The organism is Kitasatospora sp. NPDC088264 (genome assembly GCF_040685715.1).
In the GTDB taxonomy this organism is placed as follows: Bacteria; Actinomycetota; Actinomycetes; order Streptomycetales; family Streptomycetaceae; genus Kitasatospora.
Window position 1 is genome coordinate 207,952 of sequence record NZ_JBFBIR010000004.1, and the last position, 22,416, is coordinate 230,367.

Genomic DNA, 22,416 nt, shown 5'->3' on the forward strand with positions numbered 1-22,416 from the left:
GTCGGGCCTCAGCTTTCCGGGATCTCGAACTTGGTGGTGCGCTCCAGGCCGGCGGCCCGGCCCTTACCGGCGATGACCAGGGCCATCTTGCGGCTGGCCTCGTCGATCATCTCGTCGCCGAGCATCGCGGAGCCCTTGGCGCCGCCCGCCTCGGAGGTGCACCAGTCGTAGGCGTCGAGGATCAGCTCGGCGTGGTCGTAGTCCTCCTGGGAGGGCGAGAAGATCTCGTTCGCGGCGCCGACCTGGTCGGGGTGGAGCACCCACTTGCCGTCGAAGCCGAGGGCTGCGGCGCGCCGGGCGACCTCGCGGTAGCCCTCCTGGTTGCGGATCTGCAGGTACGGGCCGTCGATCGCCTGGAGGTCGTTGGCGCGGGCGGCCATCAGGATGCGCATCAGGATGTAGTGGTAGGCGTCGGCCGGGTAGCCGGCCGGCTGCTCGCCGACCACCAGGGACTTCATGTTGATGGAGGCCATGAAGTCGGCGGGGCCGAAGATGATGGTCTCCAGCCGGGGCGAGGCCTCGGCGATGGCGTCGACGTTGACCAGGCCCTTGGCGTTCTCGATCTGCGCCTCGATGCCGATCCGGCCGACCTCGAAGCCCATGGTCTTCTCGATCTGGGTGAGCAGCAGGTCGAGCGCCTTGACCTGTTCGGCGTCCTGGACCTTGGGCAGCATGATGCAGTCGAGGTTGGGGCCGGCGCCCTCGACGACGGTGATCACGTCGCGGTAGGTCCAGTGGGTGGTCCAGTCGTTGACCCGGACGACGCGGGTCTTGCCGCCCCAGTCGCCGTTGTTGAGCGCGTCGACGATGTGGTGGCGGGCGCTCTCCTTGGCCAGGGGGGCGCAGGCGTCCTCCAGGTCGAGGAAGACCTGGTCGGCGGGGAGGCCCTGGGCCTTCTCCAGGAAGCGCGGGTTGCTGCCGGGCACGGCGAGGCAGGAGCGGCGCGGGCGCAGTCGGTTGAAGGTGGCGGCGGGCGACGGGTGGGCAGACATGAGGGTGGGTCGGTTCCTTCCCAGTGGTCAGCTGGTGGGCGCGGGTGCGGGCGTCCAGGGCTGGAGCTTGTTGGCGAGCCGGATCTCGTCCACGATCCGGCCGATGATGGTGGTGATGCCGAAGTCCTTCGGGGTGAACACGGCGGCGACGCCGGCGGCCTTGAGGGCCTCGCCGTCCGCTGCCGGGATGATGCCACCCACGATCACCGGGACATCCTGCACCCCGGCCCGGCGCAGCCGGCGCAGGACGTCGGGCACCAGCTCGCAGTGGGCGCCGGAGAGGATCGACAGGCCCACGCAGTGCACGTCCTCCGCGACGGCGGCGGAGACGATCTGCTCGGGGGTCAGCCGGATGCCCTGGTAGACCACCTCGAACCCGGCGTCGCGGGCCCGGACGGCGATCTGCTCGGCGCCGTTGGAGTGCCCGTCCAGGCCGGGCTTGCCGACCAGCAGGCGCAGCTTGCCGGAGCCCAGCTCCTCGGCGGTGGCGGCGACGGCGGCGCGCACCGCGGCCAGTTCCCCGCCGGGTTCGGCGGACACCGCGACCGGGGCGCCGCCGACGCCGGTGGGCGCGCGGTACTCGCCGAAGACCTCGCGCAGGGCGAAGGCCCACTCGCCGGTGGTGACGCCGGCCCGGGCGCAGGCGAGCGTGGCCGGCACCAGGTTGGCGTCGGTGGCCGCGGTGGCCTTGAGCTCGGCCAGCGCGGTCTGGACGGCGGCCTCGTCGCGCTGTCCGCGCCAGGCCTCCAGGGCGGCGAGCACGGACTGCTCGGAGGCCGGGTCGACGACCATGATGGCGGTGTCGAGGTCGGCCGTGAGCGGGCTCTCCTCGGTGGTGTCGAAGCAGTTGACGCCGACGATCCTGTCCTCGCCGGACTCGATCCGGGCCCGCCGGGCGGCGTGCGAGGAGACCAGGTTGGACTTCAGGTAGCCGGACTCCACGGCCGGAATCACCCCGCCCATGGCCAGCACCTTGGCGATCTCCGCCTCGGCGCCGGCCAGCAGCTGGGCGGTCTTGGCCTCGACCACCTCGGAGCCGTTGAAGAGGTCGCCGTACTCCAGCAGGTCCGACTCGTAGGCCAGCACCTGCTGGATCCGCAGCGACCACTGCTGGTCCCAGGGCCGGGGCAGGCCCAGCGCCTCGTTCCAGGCGGGCAGTTGGACGGCGCGGGCGCGGGCGTCCTTGGAGAGGGTGACGGCCAGCATCTCCAGGACGATCCGCTGGACGTTGTTCTCCGGCTGGGCCTCGGTCAGGCCGAGCGAGTTGACCTGGACGCCGTAGCGGAAGCGGCGCTGCTTCGGGTCCTGGACGCCGTAGCGCTCCAGCGTGACCTTCTCCCACAGCTGGGCGAAGGCGCGCATCTTGCACATCTCCTCGACGAAGCGCACGCCGGCGTTGACGAAGAAGGAGATCCGGGCGACCACCTCGCCCATCCGCTCGGCCGGCACCTGGCCGGAGTCGCGGACGGCGTCGAGCACCGAGATGGCGGTGCACATCGCGTAGGCGATCTCCTGGACGGGCGTGGCCCCGGCCTCCTGCAGGTGGTAGCTGCAGATGTTGATCGGGTTCCACTTGGGGATGCGGCCGACGGTGTAGGCGATCATGTCGGTGATCAGGCGCACCGAGGGGCCGGGCGGGAAGACGTGCGTCCCGCGCGAGAGGTACTCCTTGACGATGTCGTTCTGGGTGGTGCCGGTGAGCTTGGCGATGTCGGCGCCCTGCTCCTCGGCGACCACCTGGTAGAGCGCCAGCAGCCACATCGCGGTGGCGTTGATCGTCATGGAGGTGTTGGTCTGTTCGAGCGGGATGCCGTCGAACAGGGTGCGCATGTCGCCGACGTGGCCGACCGGGACGCCGACCCGGCCCACCTCGCCGCGGGCGAGGAGGTGGTCGGAGTCGTAGCCGGTCTGGGTCGGCAGGTCGAAGGCGACGGAGAGGCCCGTCTGGCCCTTCGCCAGGTTCCGCCGGTAGAGCGCGTTGGAGTCGCTCGCGGTGGAGTGCCCGGCGTAGGTGCGCATCAGCCAGGGGCGGTCGCGCTTGTGCTGATCGGTCATCGGATCGGCCTCAGACGTTCCGGAAGCGGTTGATCGCCGGCAGGTGCTGCTCGCGCAGCGCGTGGTCGCGCACGCCCAGGCCCTCCTCCGGCGCCAGGCAGAGCACGCCGACCTTGCCCTGGTGCTTGTTGTGGTGCACGTCGAGGGCGGCCTGACCGGTCTCCTCCAGGGAGTAGACCTTGGACAGGGTCGGGTGGATCCGGCCCTTGGCGATCAGGCGGTTGGCCTCGAAGGCCTCGCGGTAGTTGGCGAAGTGCGAGCCGACGATGCGCTTGAGCGACATCCACAGGTAGCGGTTGTCGTACTGGTGCATGAAGCCGGAGGTGGAGGCGCAGGTGACGATGGTGCCGCCCTTGCGGGTGACGTACACCGAGGCGCCGAAGGTCTCCCGGCCCGGGTGCTCGAAGACGATGTCGACGTCCTCGCCGCCGGTGAACTCGCGGATCTTCGCGCCCAGGCGCTTCCACTCGCGCGGGTCCTGGGTGTGCTCGTCCTTCCAGAACCGGTAGCCCTCGGCGGAGCGGTCGATGATCGCCTCGGCGCCCATGGCGCGGCAGATCGCGGCCTTCTGGTCGTTGGAGACCACACAGATCGGGGTGGCGCCGCCGGCCAGCGCGTACTGGGTGGCGTACGAGCCGAGGCCGCCGCTGGCTCCCCAGATCAGCACGTTGTCGCCCTGCTTCATGCCGGCGCCGTTGCGCGAGACCAGCTGGCGGTACGCGGTGGAGTTGACCAGGCCGGGGGAGGCGGCCTCCTCCCAGGTGAGGTGCTTGGGCTTGGGCAGCAGCTGGTTGGTCTTCACCAGGGCGATCTGGGCCAGCCCGCCGAAGTTGGTCTCGAAGCCCCAGATGCGCTGCTCGGGGTCCATCATCGTGTCGTTGTGGCCGTCCGGGGACTCCAGCTCGACGGAGAGGCAGTGCGCGACGACCTCGTCGCCGGGCTTCCAGGCGTTGACGCCGGCGCCGGTGCGCAGCACCACGCCCGCGAGGTCGGAGCCGAGGACGTGGTACGGCAGGTCGTGGCGCTTGGTGAGCGGCGACAGCCGGCCGTAGCGCTCCAGGAAGGAGAAGGTGGAGACCGGCTCGAAGATCGAGCTCCAGACGGTGTTGTAGTTCACCGCGCTGGCCATGACGGCGACCAGCGCCTCGCCGGGGCCCAGCTCGGGCAGGGCGACCTCGTCGAGGTGAAGGGACTTGCGGGGGTCCTTGTCGCGGCTGTCGAGGCCCGCGAACAGCTGCTCCTCGTCCTTGTGGAGCGTCACCGCTCGGTAGGACTCGGGAAGCTTGACGGCGGCGAAGTCCTCCGACGTGGCGTCGTTGCTGAGGATCGCGTCGAGGATTTCCTGCATGGCTGCCTCCGAAGGCGTACCTGTGTGAGGGCACAGGGCGTCTGGGGTAGCCGGGAGCGGACACCGGCTTCGCTGAGGTGGGTGGTGGGTGGTCGGGCTGGGCGCCCGGGTGGACCGGGCCGAACGCGCACTGCTCCCGGGGTGTGGGAACGCCGGACGACGGCGCGCCGAGGTGGGGAGCCGCGGCGCCGCGACTGGTGAGTAACAAGGTAGTGGCACCCTGTGCCACTCGTAAAGACACCGGGTGTCACGAATTCCGGCGCGCTGGAGCGGCCCCTGAACGCGCTGCGGCGGATATCGAAAGGGCCCGCGTCGACTGCTCGACGCGGGCCCTCGATATCGCTCTGACCTGGCTAGATGATGGGCTCAGGACTCCCTGGCGCCACTCAGTGCGGCCCGGATGCTGTCCACCACCACGTCCAGCGGAGCGTCCGTCCGGGCGACTGTGATGAGTACCTCACCTCCAGGACTGGCACTCAGTGCGCTCTCGGCCAGCACGTCACCGGGAGCCCCATTGGCACCCGGTGCCACCAGGGAGCCGCGGCGTCTGGCACCCGGCGTGCTGGAGGCCCAGAAGGTCCGCCGGATCACCTCGAAGGAGTGGTCCAGCTGCGCCTCCACGTCCCCGCGCCCGCCGGCCCGCAGCCAGCGCCGCAGCACGTGGTTGTGCGCCGCGACGACCGCCGCCGCCGACACCTCGGCCAGCATCGAGTCGTCCTCGCCGCCGCGCTGCCAGCCCGACGGGATGGACTCCCCGGTGTCGAAGCGGCCCAGCAGGTACCGGGTGAACAGCCGCTCGTACCGGGCCACCACGGCGATCTCCCGCTCGCGCAGCGCCGGGACCTGACGGATCAGCTGGTACCGCGCGACCGACACCCCCGGCGTCGAGGCGTACATCCGCAGCACCTCCTTGATGCCGCGGCAGACCACGTCCAGCGGGTGCTCCTCCGGCTCGGCGCTGGCCAGCAGGTCGGCCACCCGGACGAGGGTGTCGTCGTGGTCCGGGAAGATCGCCTCCTCCTTCGACCGGAAGTACCGGAAGAAGGTCCGCCGGGCCACCCCGGCGGCGGCCGCGATCTGGTCGACCGTGGTCTCCTCGTAGCCCTGCGAGGAGAACAGCTCCATCGCGGCCGTGGCCAGGTCCTGACGCATCTGCTGGCGCTGCGCCGCCGCCCGGCGGCTGCCCGGCCCCCCTTCCGGCCCGGTGCCCCCGGTCGAGGAGCCCGTCCGGTCGGCGCCGCGCGGTCCGGCGGAGTGCTGCGGGGTGGCTGACTGAACCCGATCCATGTCCGGAACGCTACACGGCCCCGGCGGTTCGGCCGCGGCCCTTCCCCGACGGACCGGTGCGACCGGGCCGGTGACGGCCGGTCTGGGCCAGCGCGCGGACACCGTCCCCGGGCTCCAGCCCGGTCTGGCCGGGCCGGACCCGGTCCCGGGCGGCGCCGCCTCGCGCGCGGCGGCGCCCCCGGCAGCCGGCGTGGTCACCGGCGCGCGTGGTCGCGGAAGCCGCGGCCGGTCTTGCGGCCCAGGCAGCCGGCGGCGACCAGGTGCTCCAGCAGCGGCGCGGCGGCCAGGCCCGGTTCGCGGAACTCCTGGTGCAGCACCTGCTCGATGGTCAGCGAGACGTCCAGGCCGACCACGTCCAACAGCTCGAACGGGCCCATCGGGTAGCCGCAGCCCAGCTTCATCGCGGTGTCGATGTCGTCCACCGTCGCGTAGTGCTCCTGGAGCATCCGCACCGCGTCGTTCAGGTAGGGGAAGAGCAGCGCGTTGACGATGAAGCCGGCCCGGTCGCCGCACTCCACCGGGTGCTTGCGGACCTCGGCGGTCAGCTCCAGCACGGTCGCGGTGACGTCCGGCGCGGTCAGCACGGTGGAGACCACCTCGACCAGCTTCATGGCCGGCGCCGGGTTGAAGAAGTGCATGCCGATCACGTCCTGCGGCCGCGAGGTGGCCGTCGCGCAGCTGATCACCGGCAGCGAGGAGGTGGTGGTGGCGAGCACCGCTCCCGGCCTGACGATCTTGTCCAGGGTGGCGAACAGCTCGCGCTTGACCGCCAGGTCCTCGGCCACCGCCTCGATCACCAGGTCCACCTCGGCCAGCTCGGCGTACTGGCCGACCGGGGTGACCAGCGCCAGCGCGGCGTCCCGCGCCTGCGCGCTCAGCCGGCCCCGGTCGACCGCGCGCGCCAGCGACTTCGCCAGCTGCGCCTTGGCCCGGTCGGCCTTCTCCTGGCTGCGGGCGGCCAGCAGCACCGGGCGGCCGGCCTTGGCGAAGACCTCGGCGATGCCGGTCGCCATGGTGCCCGAGCCGCAGACGCCGACCGCGCGGACCTCCCGGCCCGCCACCGCGGCCCGCGCCGGGCCGGCCGCCGCGTCGACGGCCCTGGACGAGCCGGGCGCCTCGTAGGTGTAGAAGCCGCGGCCGGACTTGCGGCCCAGCAGCCCGGCCGCGACCAGCTGGCCGAGGATCGGGGCGGGCGCGTGCAGGCGGTCCCGGGACTGCTCGTACATCGCCTCCAGGACGGTCCGCGCGGTGTCCACGCCGATCAGGTCGAGCAGCGCCAGCGGGCCCATCGGCAGGCCGCAGCCGAGCCGCATCGCGGCGTCGATGTCCTCCCTGGAGGCGTACTTGGACTCGTACATCGCGGCGGCCTGGTTCAGGTACGCGAACAGCAGGCCGTTGACGACGAAGCCGGCCCGGTCGCCGGCCGCCACCGGCTCCTTGCCGAGGTCCCGGGCGAACGCGGCGGCGTCCTCGGCGACCTGCGGGGAGGTCAGCACCGTGCGGACCACCTCGACCAGCTTCATGCTGTGCACCGGGTTGAAGAAGTGCAGGCCCAGCACCCGCTCCGGGCGGGCGGTCGCGGCGGCGATCCGGGTCACCGAGAGCGCGGTGGTGCCGGTGGCCAGCACCGTCTCCGCCGGGCAGATCCGGTCCAGTTCGGCGAAGAGCTCCCGCTTCAGCTCCAGCTGCTCGGGCACCTCCTCGATCACCAGCTCGGCCCCGGCGGCGGCCGACAGCTCGTGGCCGACCGAGATCAGCGCCAGCAGCGCGGTGCGCTCCCCGGCGGTGATCCGCTCCCGGTCGACCGCGTGCGCGGTCGCCTCCTCGATCCGGGCCAGTGCCCGGGCGGCCGAGTCCTCGGTGGCCTCGATGCCGATCACCCGGCGGCCGCTCCTGGCGACGGCCACCGCGACACCGGCACCCATCGTGCCGAGGCCGACGACGGCGACCGTGGAAAAGGGACGCTCCATCTGTCCTGACTCCTAGTCCTGAAGGGCCCGCGCACGCCCCGGCGGCCGGGCCGCCGCGCCCGCGCGTGCGGCGGGGGCGGCCGCCGCCGGGGGAGGGTCCGCGCGCGGGGCTGGGGAGATGACGGGTTCCGGCACACCGCCGCGGCGGCCGGTCCGCTCCGGCCGAACTGAGGGGTGTGCCGTGGTGCTCAGGCGCTCAAGGGTGAAAGGAAGCGGCTCTGATACGAGGAAGGAGACCCGGCCCGCCGCGGTTCGCGGCGCCGGCCGGTGAATGACGCACCGCGCGCCCGCCGTGGACACGGCGACCGCAGGCCCCCGCCGGTGCGGCTCCCGTAGCCCGGCGGTGGTGCGTCCGGCCACTGTAGCGAAGCTACCCGCGAGTAGGAAGGGGTGCGGGCGTCACAAAAGGCATCGGGACGGCGGGGTGGGGCCTGGCGGCGGCCCGAACGGGTGAACGGGCGGACAGGCGTCCACGGGGACCACTCGATAGGGGAGTTACCCGGCCGCGACGGGCGGGGCAACATGGGGGCATGACCCTCGGAACCGCCGCCGGCCCCGCCGCGTCCGCCACCGGCTCCACCGGCCCGGCCGGAGGCCTCGGTGGGCACCTCGCCGCCGTCACGCTGCCCCCGTGCGCCGCGCGCGTCGAACAGGCCGAGGCCGCCGTCGACCGGCTGCGCACCGCCGCCGTCGACGCGGTGGCCGTCACCTGGGTGGACAACGCGGGCATCACCCGGGTCAAGGCCGTCCCGCTGGGCGCCCTGGTGCACGCCGCGCAGTGGGGCGTCGGCGCCGCACCCTGCTTCGACGTCTTCCTCGCCGACGACGGCATCACCACCAGCCCGAGCACCGGCGGCCCCACCGGGGACCTGCGGCTCTACCCCGACCTCGACCGGGTCGTCCCGCTGGCCGCCCAGCCCGGCTGGGCCTGGGCCCCGGGGGACCGGCACACCCAGGCCGGCACCCCGCACCCCGGCTGCCAGCGGCTGTTCGCCCGCCGGATGGAGGCCGCCGCCGCCGAGCGCGGGCTGACCCTGCGGGCCGGCATCGAGGTCGAGTGGGTGGTCGCCCTCGCCGGCGGCCCGCAGGACGAGCCGCAGTACCCGACACACGGCCCCGCGTACGGGATGCACCGGCTCACCGACCTCACCGACTACCTGCGGGACGTCCTGCGCGCCCTCGGCGAGCAGGGGCTGACCGTCCTGCAGATCCACCCCGAGTACGCCCCGGGCCAGTTCGAGGTCTCGGTGGCCCCCGAGGGCCCGGTCGGCGCCGCCGACACCTCCGTCCTGGTCCGGCACACCGTGCGGGCCGTCTCCGCCCGGCACGGCCTGCGGGTCTCCTTCGCCCCCGTGGTCGAGCCCGGCGCGGTCGGCAACGGCGGGCACCTGCACCTGAGCCTCTGGCGGGACGGCCACAACCTCGGCCACGGCGGCCCCGGCCCGCACGGCCTGACCGCCGAGGCCGAGGGCTTCCTCGCCGGGGTGCTCGGCGCGCTGCCCGAACTCCTGGTGCTGGGCTGCTCCAGCCCGGCCGGTTACCTGCGGCTGGTGCCCTCGCACTGGGCCGGCGCCTACCAGTGCTGGGGCCTGGAGAACCGCGAGGCCGCGCTGCGCCTGGTGACGGGCTCCACGGGGGAGCGGGCCGCCGCCGCCAACGCCGAGGTCAAGTGCTTCGACGCCAGCGCCAATCCGTACCTGGCGGTCGGCGCGGTGCTCGCCGCCGGTCTCGTCGGTCTCGACCGACACCTCTCGCTGCCACCGGAGTTCACCGGGGACCCGGCCGCCGCCGAGCCCGGCTCGGTGCCCCGGCTGCCGACCGGCCCGGCGGAGGCGCTGGCCGCGTTCGAGCGATCGGCGGTGCTGCGCGAGGCGCTCGGCGGGCCGCTGTACGAGGCGGTGCTGGCGGTGCGCCGGGCCGAGGGCGAGCAGTACGCCGTCGCCACCCCCGAGCAGCTGGTCGCCGCCACCCGCTGGCGGTACTGACCGGTGCCCGCCGGGGCCCTGGCGGTGCCCGCGCTGGTCGACCACCACTGCCACAGCGTGGTGGCGGCCGACCTCGCCGACGACGCCCTGGCCGGGCTGCTCACCGAGTCCGACCGACCGCCCGCGCCCGGCTGTTCGCCCTTCGACAGCGCGCTCGGCCTGGCCGTCCGGCGCTGGTGCCCGCCCGCCCTCGGCCTGCCCGCGCACGCCCCGGCCGCCGACTACCTGGCCCGGCGGCGCGAGCTGGGCGGCGCCGAGGCCACCCGCCGCCTGCTGGCCGCCGCCGGGCTGGACACCTGCCTGGTGGACACCGGGCTGACCACCGCCGCGGGCCTTCCGCTGCTGCCGCTCGGCGAACTGGCCGCGGCTGCCGGGGCGGTGGTGCACGAGGTGGTCCGGCTGGAGTCGGTGGCCGAGGCGGTGGCGGGCCCGGCCGAGTCCTGGCCGCAGGCCGCCGGGGAGGCGCTGGCGGCGGCGGCCGCGGGTGCGGTCGCGGTCAAGTCGGTGCTCGCCTACCGGCACGGCCTGGCCGCCCCCGCCGAACGGCCCGCGCGGGCGGCCGTGGTGGCCGCGGCCGGCGCCTGGCTGCGCGGCGGGCGGGGCCGGTTGGCCGACCCGGTGCTGCTGCACCACCTGCTCTGGACGGCCGTGGACGTCTGCGCCGGGCTGGGCCTGCCGCTCCAACTCCACACCGGCTTCGGCGATCCCGACCTCACCCTGCACCGGGCCGATCCGTCGCTGCTGACCGGTTTCGTGCGCGCGGCCGAGCCGAGCGGCGTCCCGCTGGTGCTGCTGCACTGCTACCCGTACCACCGCCAGGCCGGGTGGCTGGCCCAGGCCTTCCCGACGGTGTACACCGACCTCGGGCTGACCGCCTCCTACACCGGCCCGCGGGTGGCGGCGGTGCTGGGCGAGATGCTGGAACTGGCGCCGTTCGGCAAGCTGTTGTTCTCCACCGACGCGTACGGGCTGCCCGAGTTGTACCTGGTGGGCGCCGCCCAGTTCCGGTACGGACTGGGGGCGGTGCTGGCCGACTGGCAGGCGGGTGGCGCCTGTTCGGCGGCGGACGCGCGGCGGCTGGCCCGGCTGGTCGCCGCGGACAACGCCCGCGCGCTGTACTCACTGCCCGGCGCACCGTAGCACGTCGGCGAACCGTCACTTTTTAACACTCTTCAACTCTGTTGACGTGTTGGGCCTCCGGACTCCTCGGTTCCGATGTTGGCCAACATGTGACGATTAGATGACTACCTCTTGCGCTTATCAGCGAATATTCATTAGCGTCCCGATCATTCCAGGCGCACCTGCCACACCGCAGCTGCCGCATGACGACTCGGGAGGGCCAACCCCTATGAGAGTTCCTCGGATCAGCCGGACCCGGTTCGCGGCGGTGGGCCTCGTGCTCGCCACCGCCGGCGCCCTCGCGCTCCCGGCCGGCACCGCCGTCGCGGCCCCCTCGGCGGGCTCGACGACCGGTCCGCTGCTCAGCTACGTCGTCAACACCAAGGCCAACCACGGCCAGGTGCAGAAGGTCGAGAAGGCGATCACCGCCCTCGGCGGCTCGGTGGTGTACTCGTACGAGCAGATCGGCGTCGTCATCGCCCGCTCGGACGACACCGCGTTCGCGCAGAAGCTGCGTCAGGCCAAGGGCGTCGACTCCGTCGGCGCCAGCCGCACCAAGGGCATCACCGCCGCCGACCAGGCCAAGGCCGAGGTCGCCGCCGAGCCCGCCGGCGCGCCCGCCGCCGGTCAGGAGCCGTACGAGGCCAACCAGTGGGACATGCGTCAGATCGGTGTCGACAAGGCGCACAAGCTCTCGCTCGGCAACCGCAACGTCACCGTCGGTGTGCTGGACTCCGGCATCGACGCGACGCACGAGGACCTGGCCGCCAACGTGGACGCCTCGCAGTCGGTCTCCTGCATCGACGGCGGCAAGCCGAACACCGACTGGAAGTCCTGGCAGCCCACCACCAGCGACCACGGCACCCACGTGGCCGGCACGATCGGCGCCGCCAAGAACGGCAAGGGCGTCGTCGGCATCGCCCCGAACGTGAAGCTGGCCGCGGTCAAGGTCGTCGACGACGGCGGGTTCATCTACCCGGAGTACGCGATCTGCGGCTTCGTGTGGGCCGGTGAGCACCAGTTCAAGGTGACCAACAACAGCTACTACGTCGACCCGTGGATGTTCAACTGCCCGAACGACAAGGACCAGGCCGCGATCAGCGCCGCCGTCCGCAAGGCGGTCTCGTTCTCGCAGCGCAAGGGCGTCCTAAACGTCGCCGCGGCGGGCAACGAGAACATCGACCTGGCGCACAAGACCGTTGACGTCGCCAGCCCGGACGACACCACCAAGGTGACCCGCCCGGTCACCAACGACTGCCTGTCGCTGCCGACCGAGCTGCCCGGCGTCATCGCCGTCTCCTCGGTGGGCGTCAAGGGCGACAAGGCGTACTACTCCAGCTACGGCAAGGGCGTCGTGACCGTCGCCGCGCCGGGTGGCGACGCCCGCTACCAGATCCCGGACACCCCGGACAAGAACGGCCGGATCCTCTCCACCATCCCGGGCAACAAGTACGGCTACATGCAGGGCACCTCGATGGCCACCCCGCACGTCGTCGGCGTGGTCGCGCTGCTCGCCAGCACCTTCCCGTGGGCCAACCCGGACGAGCTGACCGAGCTGCTCACCAACCAGGCGGAGTCGCACCCCTGCCCGACCGGCGAGTACAACCCGGGCGGCACCGGCGCGTACAAGGCCACCTGCGAGGGCGGCGCGGACGACAACGGCTTCTACGGCGCGGGCATCATCAACGCCGAGAAGGCGGTCCAGTGGTGGCGCTGACGCGCTGACCACGGCGACACCTGAACACTGAGCCGGGGAGCGGGCCCATCCGGGTCCGCTCCCCGGTCGTTTCCTGCCCGGGCCCCGCCCGGCCGACCTCTCCGGGCGAGCCCCGGCCCGCTCACTCGACGTGCTGGTCCCAGCCGGTCTCCACCGACGGCTTGCCGTGCAGGTCCGGGACTTCCTGGAGCCAGGCGGGCCGGCCGGCCCGGGTCCGGGCCTCCCGGCGGCGTTCGGCCTCGCGCAGCTGCTCGGGGGTGGCGAAGCCCTCCGGGAGCCACTGCGCGGAGAGCACCACCCGGGCGGCCAGGTGGGACACGTAGGCGTGCCGGACGGCGGCCGCCGAGTCGAAGCCGGGCTCGTCGGCCAGCCACTCGTCCGGGACGAGCGCCAGCACTTCCTCCAGCAGGCCGACGGTGACCAGCGGGCCGAGCTCCTCGTCGGCCAGCCGGACGTCCGGGGCCGAGCCGCCCAGCGCGTGCGCGCTGAGGTCGTAGCGCCTGCCGACCGCCGCCTCGGCGGTGGTCCAGCGGTGGTGGAAGATCAGCGCGGCGCCGTTGTCGATCAGCCAGAGCCGTCCGTGCCAGACCACCAGGTTGGGGTTGTGGACGGTGCGGTCGACGTTGCCGGTGAGGGCGTCCAGCCAGACCACCCGCCCGGCCTCGGCGGAGTCCACCGGGATCATGCCCGGCCGGTAGTCCCGCGCGCCGGGCAGCAGGTCCATCCCGAGGTTGAGGCCGCCGCTGGCCTTGAGCATGTCCTGGATCTCGGTGTCGGGCTCGTCCGCGGCGACGGCCGGATCGAAGTCCACCAGCCGCAGCTCGGGGACGCGCAGGCCGAGCCGCCGGGCCAGCTCGCCGACGATCACCTCCGCGACCAGCGCCTTGCGGCCCTGCGCGGCGCCGGTGAACTTGACCACGTAGGTTCCCAGGTCGTCGGTCTCCACCACACCGGGGACGGAGCCGCCGGACCGCAGCGGGTCGACGTAGCGCACTGCTGTCACCAGATCGAGCACACCGGCCACCCTATCCCGCCGCCCCGCCACCGCAGCGGCCCGTCCGGTCGGCCTCCGCCCCCGGCGCTGTGATTGGCTTGCCGGTGAGAATCGGAAGACCACCGGACGAGGAGAGCAAGGCCATGGGACAGGTGCAGGCCACCACCGAGCGGGACTACGACGCCGCCCCCGAGCGGGTGTACGAGGCGCTGGCCGACTACCGGGTGACCCGTCCGAAGCTGCTGCCCCCGCAGTACAGCGAGTACGAGGTCCGGGTCGGCGGCACCGGCGCCGGCACCCAGGTGCACTGGAAGCTCCAGGCCACCGAGAAGCGCGTGCGGGACTGCCTGTTCACCGTCTCGGCGCCCTCGCCCGACCAGCTGGTGGAGAAGGACGCCAACTCCAGCATGGTGATCACCTGGACCGTCTCGGCGGCCGGTGAGGGCCGGTCGAAGGTCGTCGTCTCGGCCACCTGGCAGGGCGCGAGCGGCATCGGCGGCTTCTTCGAGCGCACCTTCGCGCCGAAGGGCCTGAACCGGATCCACGACCAGGTGCTGGCCAACCTGGCCGCCGAGGTCCGCTGAGTCCGCGAGCTCACTGAGTCCGCGAGCTCACTGAGTCCGCCGAGCTCACTGAGCTCGCCGAGTTCGTCGAGTTCGCCTTTCCCGCGGCAATTCGCCCGGGAATTCGAGCGGCCCGCCCACCCGTACGAGCGGAAAGCCGTACGGGTGGACGGCCCGCCACCTCCGGGTGACGAGGGCCGCCCGGCGCGGGGGAGCCACCCTAGGCTCGCCGCCGTGCATATGACGATCCTTCACATTTCACAGCCCGTGGACGGCGGAGTCGCCCGCGTCGTCGCCGATCTGGTCCGGGGGCAGCGCGAGGCCGGTCACCGGGTGCTGGTCGCCTGCCCGGGCGGCGGCCGGCTGGCCGAGGAGGCCGCCGCCGTGGGCGCGCTGGTCCATGACTGGCCCGCCGGGCGCTCGCCGGGCCCGGGCACCGCCGCCGAGGCGTGGCGGCTGCGCCGGATCGTCCGGGCGGCCGCGCCCGACGTGGTCCACCTGCACAGCGCCAAGGCCGGGCTGGCAGGCCGACTGGCGGTGCGCGGCGCGGTGCCGACCGTCTTCCAGCCGCACGCCTGGTCCTTCGCCGCCGTCGAGGGCCCGATGGCCACCGCCACCCTGCACTGGGAGCGCTTCGCCGGCCGCTGGGCGCACCGCCTGCTCTGCGTCAGCGTCCAGGAGCGGGCCGACGGCGTCGCCGCCGGGGTGAGCGCGGACTGGGCGGTGGTGCCCAACGGCGTGGACGTGCGCCACTACGCACCCGCCGACCGCCGGGCGGCCCGGATCGCGCTGGGCCTGGACCTGGACGCTCCGCTCGCGGTCTGCGTCGGCCGGCTGTGCCGCCAGAAGGGCCAGGACGTGCTGCTGGCGGCCTGGCCGGAGGTGCTGCGGGCGGTGCCGCAGGCCCGGCTGGCGCTGGTCGGCGGCGGCCCCGAGGAGAACCGGCTGGCGGACCTGGTCCGGGAGTCGGCCGAGCCGTCCCGGGTCCGGCTGGTCGGGGACGTGCCGGACCCGAGGCCGTGGCTGGCGGCGGCCGACCTGGTGGTGCTGCCCTCGCGCTGGGAGGGCATGGCGCTGGCCCCGCTGGAGGCGATGGCGGTGGCCCGTCCGGTGCTGCTGACCGACGTGCCGGGCGCCCGGGAGTGCCTGCCCCAGGCCGAGCGGGGGCGGGCGGTGGTGCCGCCCGAGGACGTGACCGCGCTCGCCACCCGAATGGCGGAAGCACTGTCCGATTCGATCGAGTGTGAGCGACGCGGGGCGAGGCTGCGCGATCACGTGGTCGCCCGGCACGACGTCCGCACGGTGGTCGAACAGGTGGACGCGCTGTACCGCCATCTGCTGGGTGCCGGTCCGGCGGCCGGGCGGCGCCGGGCCCGTGTCCCAGAGCGGATCTGATCGTTTCACATGCCGTGAATGCCCGCCGATCCGGCGCCGTCGTATTCGCACCCTCAACCGGATAGGGACGAGGCGTCAAATCCGAAATACCTATTAATGGGCGGCTGGAATGAAACGGCAAGTCAACTTCCAGCCTACGCAGCCAGGTTATGTATTGTCGGATTTCGCCTGCTTCGTTTCGATTTCACGCCGGGAATTCGCGACTGAGCCCTTCATGGTCGCGCCCCGCGCGGCCGGGCCCGGTGCGAGAGGACCGAAAGCCGCCAGCGGTAGCAGGTGCTGTCAGGACCGCGCCCACCGGGCCGGGACGGCCGCTCCGCGCCATCCGGTGCCGGGGCGCCGTCACCCCGGGCACACAGCAGGGGAGTTCGTGCGCTGATGACTATTGACCACGACAGCGTGCCGCGATCCGGTCGGTCCCTGTCCGGCCCGCGGCGGCCCGGCACCGGGCTGCTCGACCGCCCGGCCCGATCCGCCCAGACCCGGACGGTGCCGCCGCCCCGCCGGCACCGCGGGGCGGTCCGATCCCGGCTCGCCCTGCCGCTCGCGCTGGTCCAGGTCGACGCGATCGCGCTGTGCACCGCCACCGGCCTCGCCAACCGGGCCGTCGACCCGGCCGTCCCGCTCGCGCCGCTGCTCGGTGCCGCCGCCGTCCTGCCCCTGCTGCTCGTGCTCAACCTGGTCGGCGGCCTCTACCGCACCCGGCTCACCCTCTCCGTCCTGGACGAACTGCCCGCGCTGGCCGTCCGGGCCGTCGTCGCCACCGCCTTCGCCGTCACCCTGGCCGGTTGCCTGGACGGCCGCTGGCCCGACTGCGGCCCGGCCACCCCGGCCCGGCTCACCGTCCTGCTCGGCGTCCAACTGCTGATCGCCGCCGTCGGCCGCGCCGTGCTCTACCACCTGGTCCGGCGGATCCGCCGCAGCCGCCCCAACCCCGTCCTGGTGCTCGGCGCCGGCCGGCTCGGTCGCCGGGTCGCCGCCGCCCTCAGCGAGCGCGGCGAGTACGGGATGCGCCCGGTCGGCTTCCTCGACGCCGACCCGCCGCTGCTCGCCGGCGACACCGACCTGCCCGTCCTCGGCGGCCGCGAGGTACTGGAGCGCGAGGTCCGCCGGCACCGGATCCACCACGTGGTCGCCACCGCCGGCGCCGCCGACGAGGCCGAGACCGCCGCCGCCCTGCGCGACGCCGCCCGGCTCGGCTGCCAGGTCTGGCTGGTGCCCGCGCTGCGCGAGCACGGCTCGCTGCCCGCCGGCCCGCTGGCCGGAGCCGACCACCTGTGGGGCTTCCCCTGCCTGCGGGTCGGCAGCCCGGCGATGCGCCGCCCCGGCTGGGCCGCCAAGCGCGCCCTGGACGTCACCGCCGCCGGGCTCGGCCTGCTGCTGCTCGCCCCCGTCCTGGTGCTCTGCGCGCTGGCCGTCCGCTTCGACACCGGCCCCGGCGTGCTCTTCCGCCAGCAGCGCACCGGGCTCGACGGCAAGGTCTTCACCGTCCTCAAGTTCCGCACCCTGCGCCCGAGCAACGAACACGAGTCGGCGACCCGCTGGAACATCTCCCAGGACCACCGGATGGGCGCCGTCGGCCGACTGCTGCGCCGCAGCTCGCTGGACGAGCTGCCGCAGCTGTGGAACGTGCTGTGCGGAGACATGAGCCTGGTCGGCCCGCGCCCGGAACGCCCCTACTTCGTCATGCGGTTCGGCCAGGCCTACCCCGAGTACGCCGACCGCCACCGCGTCCCGGTCGGCCTGACCGGCCTCGCCCAGGTCAACGGCCTGCGCGGGGACACCTCGATCGAGGACCGGGCCCGGTTCGACAACCGCTACATCGAGAGCTGGAGCCTCTGGCAGGACGTCAAGATCCTGTGCCGCACCGCGGTCCTGATGCTCCACCCGGACGGGAGCTGACCCGCGTGGCCCTGACCCTTCCCGCCGTCCCGCGGCTCGCGTTACGCAAGGCGCTGCCCGCGCTCGCGGACCGGCCCAGCCCGCTCGCCGCGGCGACCGTCCTGCTGGTCTGCGTGCCCACCGGTGAGAAGGACGTCGCCGCCGCCGTCCACGTCACCGCCGCCGACGTGGCCTCGCTGGCCCTGGTCGCCCTCACCGCGCTCAACCTGCTGCGCGGGCGGCTGCCCGCCGTCAGCCGCGCCACCTGCGTGCTGTTCGGCGGCATCGTGGTCGCCGCCGCCGTCGCCACCGTCGGCTCGATCGACCCGGCCACCAGCCTCACCGGCTTCGTCCGGCTCACCCAGGTGTTCGTCCTGGTACCGGCCGGGGTGCTCTGCTCGCTGCGCGACCGCGTCGACCAGCGGCTGGTCCTCGGCTCCTTCGTGCTCGCCGCGCTGATCCAGGGCGTGGTCGGCGCGCACCAGTACCTCACCCGGACCGGCGCCTCCTACACCGGCCAGCCGATCCGGGCCGTCGGCACCTTCGGCGCCCTCGACATCATGGCGATGTCCACGGTCGTCAGCTACGGCCTGCTCGCCGCCCTGGCCCTGGCGCTCGCCGAGCGCCGTCCCGGCGGCGACGTCCGGCTGCGCCGCGCCATGTTCGCGGCCGCCGCCTTCCTGGCCTTCCCGCTCGCCGTCTCGTTCAGCCGCGGCAGCTGGATCGCCACCGCCGCCGCGGCCACCGTGCTGCTGCTGCGCGCCGACGCCCGGCTCGCCGTCCGCGGCGCCGTCCTCGGCCTGGCCGCCGCGGTCGTCCTGGTCGGCGGCCTCGGCCTCGGCGCCTCCGGCGTCACCGAGCGGCTCAGCTCGATCGGTTCCGTCTCCGCCGCCCCCGACCAGTCCGTCTCCGACCGCTACGACCTGTGGTCCACCGCCGGGCGGATCTGGCAGGACCACCCCGTCCACGGCGCCGGCCCCAAGGCCTTCCAGCAACTGCGCGACAGCCACGCCCCGCTGCGGCTCTCCTCCGGCAGCGACGCCGCCGACCCCACCATCGGCTTCCAGCGCGAACCGCTGCTCTCCCCGCACAACATGTACTTCCTGGTGCTCAGCGAGCAGGGTCTGATCGGCATCGTCGCCTACGCCGCGCTCTTCCTCGGTCTGCTGCTCGGCTGCCTGCGCCACTCCCGCGGCCCGGCCCTCGCCGCCCTGGCCCTGCTCACCTGGGTGCTGGTCGACTTCCTGTACGCGGACATCGGTGGCACCACCACCGTGCTGACCTCCGTCGTCCTCGGCCTCGCGGCCCGGGCCTGCGTCGCGGAGGCCGACCCGCGATGACCACCGACCAGCCGGCCCTCGCCTCCGCCGTGCCCGCCCCGCGCGGCGCCGCCGACGGCCCGCCGTCCGGGCCCGACCCGGCCCCCAGGCGCGGCTTCCTCGCCAAGGCCTTCGGCATCACCGCCGTCCTCAGCGCCGCCGGATCCGGCCTCGGCCTGCTGCGCGACCTCCTGCTGGCCCGCTACTTCGGCGCCAACCAGGGCACCGACGCCTTCCTGGTCGCCTGGACCGTCCCGGAGACGGCCGCGCCGCTGCTGATCGAGGACGCCATGTCCTTCCTCATGGTGCCCGCCTTCGCGCTCGCCCTGGTGCTGCGCGAGGAGGACCCGGACGCCCCCGACCCGGTCCGCCAACTGGTCCGCGCCACCCTGCCCTGGCTGCTGCTTGCGCTCAGCGGGCTCGCGCTGGCCGCCGCCCTCGGCGCCCCGCAGCTGGTCGAGCTGCTCGCCCCCGGCCTGGCCAACCCCGGCCTCGCCGTCACCTGCACCCGGATCACCGCGATCACCGTGCTGCCGTTCGGCGTGGCCGGCTACCTCGCCGCCGCGCTGCGCGCCCACCACCGCTTCACCGCGCCGGCCGGCATCTACGTCGCCTACAACGTCGGCATCCTCGCCGTGCTGCTCGGCTGCCAGTCCTTCCTGGGCGTGCGCTCCGCCGCCCTGGGCGTCGCGCTCGGCAGCCTGCTGATGGCCGGCCTGCTGGTCGCCCCGTTCCTGCGCCGGCTGCGCCAGGGTGCGGGCCCGGGATCGCACCCCGGCGCGGGCCGCGCCGGCCGCTCCCGCAAGGCGCTGGTGCTGATGCCGTTCGCCCTGCTGCCGGTGGCCGCGTTCACCCTGACCCGCCAGTCGCAGGTCTTCGTCGAGCGCTACCTCGGCTCGGCGCTGCCGCCCGGTACCATCTCGCACCTCAACTACGCCGCCAAGGTCTCCCAACTGGCCATGACGGCCGGCATCCTGATCTGCACCGTCACCTTCCCGCTGGTCGCCCGGGCGCTGGCGGCCGGGGACCTCGCCGCCGCCCGGGACCGGGTCGAGAAGGACCTCGGCCAGGCCGCGGCGGTCGTCCTGGGCGGCACCGCCTTCCTGATGGCCTGCGCCCCCTCGGTGGTCTCGCTGCTCTTCCAGCGCGGCGCCTTCGGCCCGCAGGACACCGCCGCCACCGCCGCCGTCATCCGGGTCTACAGTTTCGGCCTGCCCGCCCAGGCGCTGATCGGCGTGATGATCCGCCCGTACTTCTCGCTGCGCCCGGTGGTCCGCCGGGCCGACGATCCGGGCACCGAGGACGGCGGCCGTCGGCTGCTGGACTGGTTCCCGGTCGCCGCGATGCTGCTCGGCCTCGGCGTCACCGTCGTGGTCAGCCTGCTCGCCACCCCCCGCTTCGGCGCTCTCGGGCTCGCCGCCGGGAACGCGGCCGGCATCACCGCCACCGCCGCACTGCTGCTGCACGGCCTGGTGCTGCGCGGCATCCCGCTGCGGCTGCGCCGGGTGCTCGGCGGCCACGCCCGGCTGGTGGCCGCCGCCGGCGGCGCCACCGCCCTCGGCGCCGCCGTCGCCGGGCTGGCCGCCGGCCCCCTGCTCTCCACCCTCCTCGGGGGCCTCACCGTGGCGCTGGCCTTCGCCGTCCTCGGCACCGGCCTCGGCGCGCGTGAGGTGCGCGGTCCGGTCCTCGCCGTGGCCCGGGCCCTGAACCCGCCAACCGTCGCCGATGAAGGGAAGCTTCCCCATGGACAATGAACGGGGAACCGTCCGTTCGGCCCAGGCGGGCGTCCGCCGCCAGGCCGTACCGGCCGCAGCCGCACCACGTGGCGACCTCCCGTACACCGACCCCGCCGGGCCGAAGGCGCAGCTGCCCAGGAGCCGCCGCCCGCTCGGCGAACCGTCCGGCCCCGGTTCCTCCTCGCCGTGGATCCTGATGTACCACTCGGTGGCGGTCGAGAAGGAGGACCCGTACCAGCTGACCGTCAGCCCCGAGCGGTTCGCCGAGCAGGTCGCCTGGCTGCACCGGCGCGGGCGGCGCGGCGTCTCCGTGCGCGAGCTGATGCGGGCCCGGGCCGTCGGCCGGGACGGCGGACTGGTCGGGCTGAGCTTCGACGACGGCTACGCGGACTTCGCGCGCCACGCCGTGCCGATCCTCCAGGCGTACGGCTTCACCGCCACCGCGTACGTGGTCGCCGACCTGCTCGGCCAGGACAACGGCTGGGACGCGAAGGGGCCGCGCAAGCAGCTGCTCACCGTCCAGGAGGTCACCGAACTCGCCGCCGCCGGTTGGGAGATCGGCTCGCACGGCCTCGGCCACCAGGCGCTGCCCGGCCTGCCGGCCGATGTCCTGGCGGTGCAGACCCGGGAGAGCCGGCGCCTCCTGGAGGAGGTGGTCGGCGGCCCGGTCACCGGCTTCTGCTATCCGTACGGCGCCGTCGACCTGCCCGCCACCGAGGCCGTGCGCGACGCCGGCTACGACTACGCCTGCGCCATCGCGCACTCCCCGCTCACCGGCCGCTTCGCGCTGCCCCGCTGCTACGTCGGCGACCGCGACGGCGCCTGGCGGCTGCGCGCCAAACGTGGCCGGCAGCGGCTGCGCGACGCCGTCACCGAGCTGCGCCGAAGCCCCCTGGCCGCCCGGCGGGGGGCCCGGCCGTGAGGGTCCTGCACATCGTCACCGGCCTCGCCTCGGGCGGCGCCGAGCGCCAACTCCACCTGCTGCTGAGGCACTTGCCCGCACACCAGCAGTGCGAGGTGGTCGCACTGACCAACCCCGGCACGGTCGCCGCCGCGCTGCGCGCCGACGGGGTGACCGTCCACCACCTCGGCATGCGCGGCAACCGCGACCTGGGCGCGCTGCCCCGGCTGGTCCGGCTGGTCCGCTCCGGCCGCTACGACCTGGTGCACACCCACCTGTACCGGGCGCAGCTGTACGGCCGGCTGGCGGCCCGGCTCGCCGGGGTCCGCACGGTGGTCTCCACCGAGCACTCGCTGCACGCCGGGGTGATCGAGGGCCGCCCGGTCACCCGCGGCGTCAAGGGCCTCTACCTGGCGGCCGAGCGACTCGGCAGCACCACCGTCGCGGTCTCCCGGCAGGTCGCCCAGACGCTGCACTCCTGGGGCGTCCCACCGGCCCGGGTCGAGCTGATCCCCAACGGCATCGACTCCGCCCGCTACCGCCGCCCGGCCGCAGACCGGGCCGCCACCCGCCGCCGGCTGCGGGCCGAACTCGGCCTGCCGGAGGGGAGCTGGGTGGTCGGCGGAGTCGGCCGGCTGGTCCCCGGCAAGCGCTTCGAGGTGCTGCTGGAGGCCCTCGCCGCTCTCGACCCGGCCGCCCGGCTGGTGCTGGTCGGCGCGGGCCCGGAGCGCGCCGCGCTGGAGCACCGGGCCGCCGAACTCGGCGTCCGGGGAAGGCTGGTGCTCACCGGCGAGCGCGACGACGTGCCCGACCTGCTGACCGCCCTGGACGTGCTGGCCGCCCCCTCCACCGCGGAGACCTTCGGCCTCGGCATCCTGGAGGGCCTCGCGGCCGGCCTGCCGGTGCGGCACAGCGCCTGCCCGGCGCTCGACGAACTGCCGCCCAGCGCCGCCCCGCAGGCCCGCCGGATCCCGTCCGAGGGCGCCGCGTACGCCGCCGCGCTGCGCGACCTGCGGCACCTGAACGACCACAACTCCGATCCGCTGCCGCACCCCCCGGCGGTCGGCCACTACGACATCGCCCGGGTCGCCGCAGACCTGGGCGCCCTCTACGACCGGCTGGCCCGCGCTTGACCGCCCGCCGCCGCCGGAACC

16 protein-coding genes are annotated in these 22,416 nt (G+C 74.1%); 10 read left to right on the top strand and 6 right to left on the bottom strand.

What is annotated here, in order from left to right:
- Positions 1-8 precede the first annotated feature (8 nt).
- The 5 genes from AB0O82_RS05895 to AB0O82_RS05915 form a co-directional block, all read right to left on the bottom strand.
- Complete coding sequence (locus AB0O82_RS05895) at positions 9-992, bottom strand: CoA ester lyase (protein ID WP_363580589.1); 984 nt, start codon at positions 990-992, stop codon at positions 9-11.
- A 27-nt stretch (positions 993-1,019) separates the two neighbouring features.
- Positions 1,020-3,047, bottom strand: coding sequence for a protein meaA (locus tag AB0O82_RS05900; RefSeq protein ID WP_363580591.1), 2,028 nt, complete (start codon positions 3,045-3,047; stop codon positions 1,020-1,022).
- 10 nt (positions 3,048-3,057) lie between these two features.
- Positions 3,058-4,395 (bottom strand): crotonyl-CoA carboxylase/reductase, encoded by a 1,338-nt coding sequence (gene ccrA, locus AB0O82_RS05905; protein ID WP_363580593.1) that lies wholly within the window; start codon positions 4,393-4,395, stop codon positions 3,058-3,060.
- Positions 4,396-4,761: 366 nt separating this feature from the next.
- Positions 4,762-5,682, bottom strand: coding sequence for a TetR family transcriptional regulator (locus tag AB0O82_RS05910; protein ID WP_363580595.1), 921 nt, complete (start codon positions 5,680-5,682; stop codon positions 4,762-4,764).
- Positions 5,683-5,876: 194 nt separating this feature from the next.
- Positions 5,877-7,652, bottom strand: a complete 1,776-nt coding sequence (locus AB0O82_RS05915; protein WP_363580597.1) for a 3-hydroxybutyryl-CoA dehydrogenase — start codon at positions 7,650-7,652, stop codon at positions 5,877-5,879.
- 530 nt (positions 7,653-8,182) lie between these two features.
- Here AB0O82_RS05915 and AB0O82_RS05920 point away from each other — a divergent pair.
- The 3 genes from AB0O82_RS05920 to AB0O82_RS05930 all read left to right on the top strand — a co-directional run bounded on the left by AB0O82_RS05920 (position 8,183) and on the right by AB0O82_RS05930 (position 12,473).
- Positions 8,183-9,637, top strand: a complete 1,455-nt coding sequence (locus AB0O82_RS05920) for a glutamine synthetase family protein (RefSeq protein WP_363580599.1) — start codon at positions 8,183-8,185, stop codon at positions 9,635-9,637.
- A gap of 3 nt (positions 9,638-9,640) precedes the next feature.
- Positions 9,641-10,777 carry an amidohydrolase family protein gene (locus tag AB0O82_RS05925; RefSeq protein WP_363580601.1) on the top strand — a complete coding sequence of 379 codons (1,137 nt, stop codon included), beginning with the start codon at positions 9,641-9,643 and terminating at the stop codon, positions 10,775-10,777.
- A 208-nt stretch (positions 10,778-10,985) separates the two neighbouring features.
- Positions 10,986-12,473 (top strand): S8 family serine peptidase, encoded by a 1,488-nt coding sequence (locus AB0O82_RS05930; protein WP_363580603.1) that lies wholly within the window; start codon positions 10,986-10,988, stop codon positions 12,471-12,473.
- 121 nt (positions 12,474-12,594) lie between these two features.
- Here the strand turns inward: AB0O82_RS05930 and AB0O82_RS05935 are convergent, their stop codons facing one another.
- Positions 12,595-13,488, bottom strand: a complete 894-nt coding sequence (locus tag AB0O82_RS05935) for a HipA family kinase (protein ID WP_363580605.1) — start codon at positions 13,486-13,488, stop codon at positions 12,595-12,597.
- A gap of 122 nt (positions 13,489-13,610) precedes the next feature.
- Between AB0O82_RS05935 and AB0O82_RS05940 the strand changes: the two genes are divergently transcribed.
- From AB0O82_RS05940 to AB0O82_RS05970, 7 genes are all read left to right on the top strand, one after another.
- Complete coding sequence (locus tag AB0O82_RS05940) at positions 13,611-14,051, top strand: SRPBCC family protein (protein ID WP_363580607.1); 441 nt, start codon at positions 13,611-13,613, stop codon at positions 14,049-14,051.
- Between the two features lie 219 nt (positions 14,052-14,270).
- The gene (locus AB0O82_RS05945) at positions 14,271-15,425 is read left to right on the top strand and encodes a glycosyltransferase (RefSeq protein ID WP_363580609.1); all 1,155 of its coding nucleotides are present in this window, start codon (positions 14,271-14,273) and stop codon (positions 15,423-15,425) included.
- A gap of 378 nt (positions 15,426-15,803) precedes the next feature.
- Positions 15,804-17,327 (top strand): sugar transferase, encoded by a 1,524-nt coding sequence (locus AB0O82_RS05950; RefSeq protein ID WP_363580611.1) that lies wholly within the window; start codon positions 15,804-15,806, stop codon positions 17,325-17,327.
- Between the two features lie 5 nt (positions 17,328-17,332).
- On the top strand, positions 17,333-18,646 hold the full coding sequence (locus AB0O82_RS05955) for an O-antigen ligase family protein (RefSeq protein WP_363580613.1): 1,314 nt from the start codon (positions 17,333-17,335) through the stop codon (positions 18,644-18,646).
- Entirely contained in the window at positions 18,643-20,379 is a 1,737-nt protein-coding gene (locus tag AB0O82_RS05960; protein WP_363580615.1) for a lipid II flippase MurJ, read from the top strand. Before AB0O82_RS05955 ends, AB0O82_RS05960 begins: the two co-directional genes overlap by 4 nt.
- Positions 20,369-21,283 (top strand): polysaccharide deacetylase family protein, encoded by a 915-nt coding sequence (locus AB0O82_RS05965; protein ID WP_363580617.1) that lies wholly within the window; start codon positions 20,369-20,371, stop codon positions 21,281-21,283. Before AB0O82_RS05960 ends, AB0O82_RS05965 begins: the two co-directional genes overlap by 11 nt.
- Positions 21,280-22,395, top strand: a complete 1,116-nt coding sequence (locus tag AB0O82_RS05970) for a glycosyltransferase (RefSeq protein ID WP_363580619.1) — start codon at positions 21,280-21,282, stop codon at positions 22,393-22,395. The genes AB0O82_RS05965 and AB0O82_RS05970 overlap by 4 nt, the downstream gene beginning before the upstream one ends.
- Positions 22,396-22,416 lie beyond the last annotated feature (21 nt).

Excerpts from the sequence above, each read along its gene's own strand:
- AB0O82_RS05920 (WP_363580599.1), top strand. The coding sequence starts at position 8,183 with ATGACCCTCGGAACCGCCGCCGGCCCCGCCGCGTCCGCCACCGGCTCC.
- ccrA (WP_363580593.1), bottom strand. The coding sequence starts at position 4,395 with ATGCAGGAAATCCTCGACGCGATCCTCAGCAACGACGCCACGTCGGAG.
- AB0O82_RS05945 (WP_363580609.1), top strand. The coding sequence starts at position 14,271 with ATGACGATCCTTCACATTTCACAGCCCGTGGACGGCGGAGTCGCCCGC.
- AB0O82_RS05930 (WP_363580603.1), top strand. The coding sequence starts at position 10,986 with ATGAGAGTTCCTCGGATCAGCCGGACCCGGTTCGCGGCGGTGGGCCTC.
- AB0O82_RS05915 (WP_363580597.1), bottom strand. The coding sequence starts at position 7,652 with ATGGAGCGTCCCTTTTCCACGGTCGCCGTCGTCGGCCTCGGCACGATG.
- AB0O82_RS05960 (WP_363580615.1), top strand. The coding sequence starts at position 18,643 with ATGACCACCGACCAGCCGGCCCTCGCCTCCGCCGTGCCCGCCCCGCGC.
- AB0O82_RS05910 (WP_363580595.1), bottom strand. The coding sequence starts at position 5,682 with ATGGATCGGGTTCAGTCAGCCACCCCGCAGCACTCCGCCGGACCGCGC.
- AB0O82_RS05950 (WP_363580611.1), top strand. The coding sequence starts at position 15,804 with ATGACTATTGACCACGACAGCGTGCCGCGATCCGGTCGGTCCCTGTCC.
- AB0O82_RS05965 (WP_363580617.1), top strand. The coding sequence starts at position 20,369 with ATGGACAATGAACGGGGAACCGTCCGTTCGGCCCAGGCGGGCGTCCGC.
- AB0O82_RS05895 (WP_363580589.1), bottom strand. The coding sequence starts at position 992 with ATGTCTGCCCACCCGTCGCCCGCCGCCACCTTCAACCGACTGCGCCCG.
- AB0O82_RS05940 (WP_363580607.1), top strand. The coding sequence starts at position 13,611 with ATGGGACAGGTGCAGGCCACCACCGAGCGGGACTACGACGCCGCCCCC.
- AB0O82_RS05900 (WP_363580591.1), bottom strand. The coding sequence starts at position 3,047 with ATGACCGATCAGCACAAGCGCGACCGCCCCTGGCTGATGCGCACCTAC.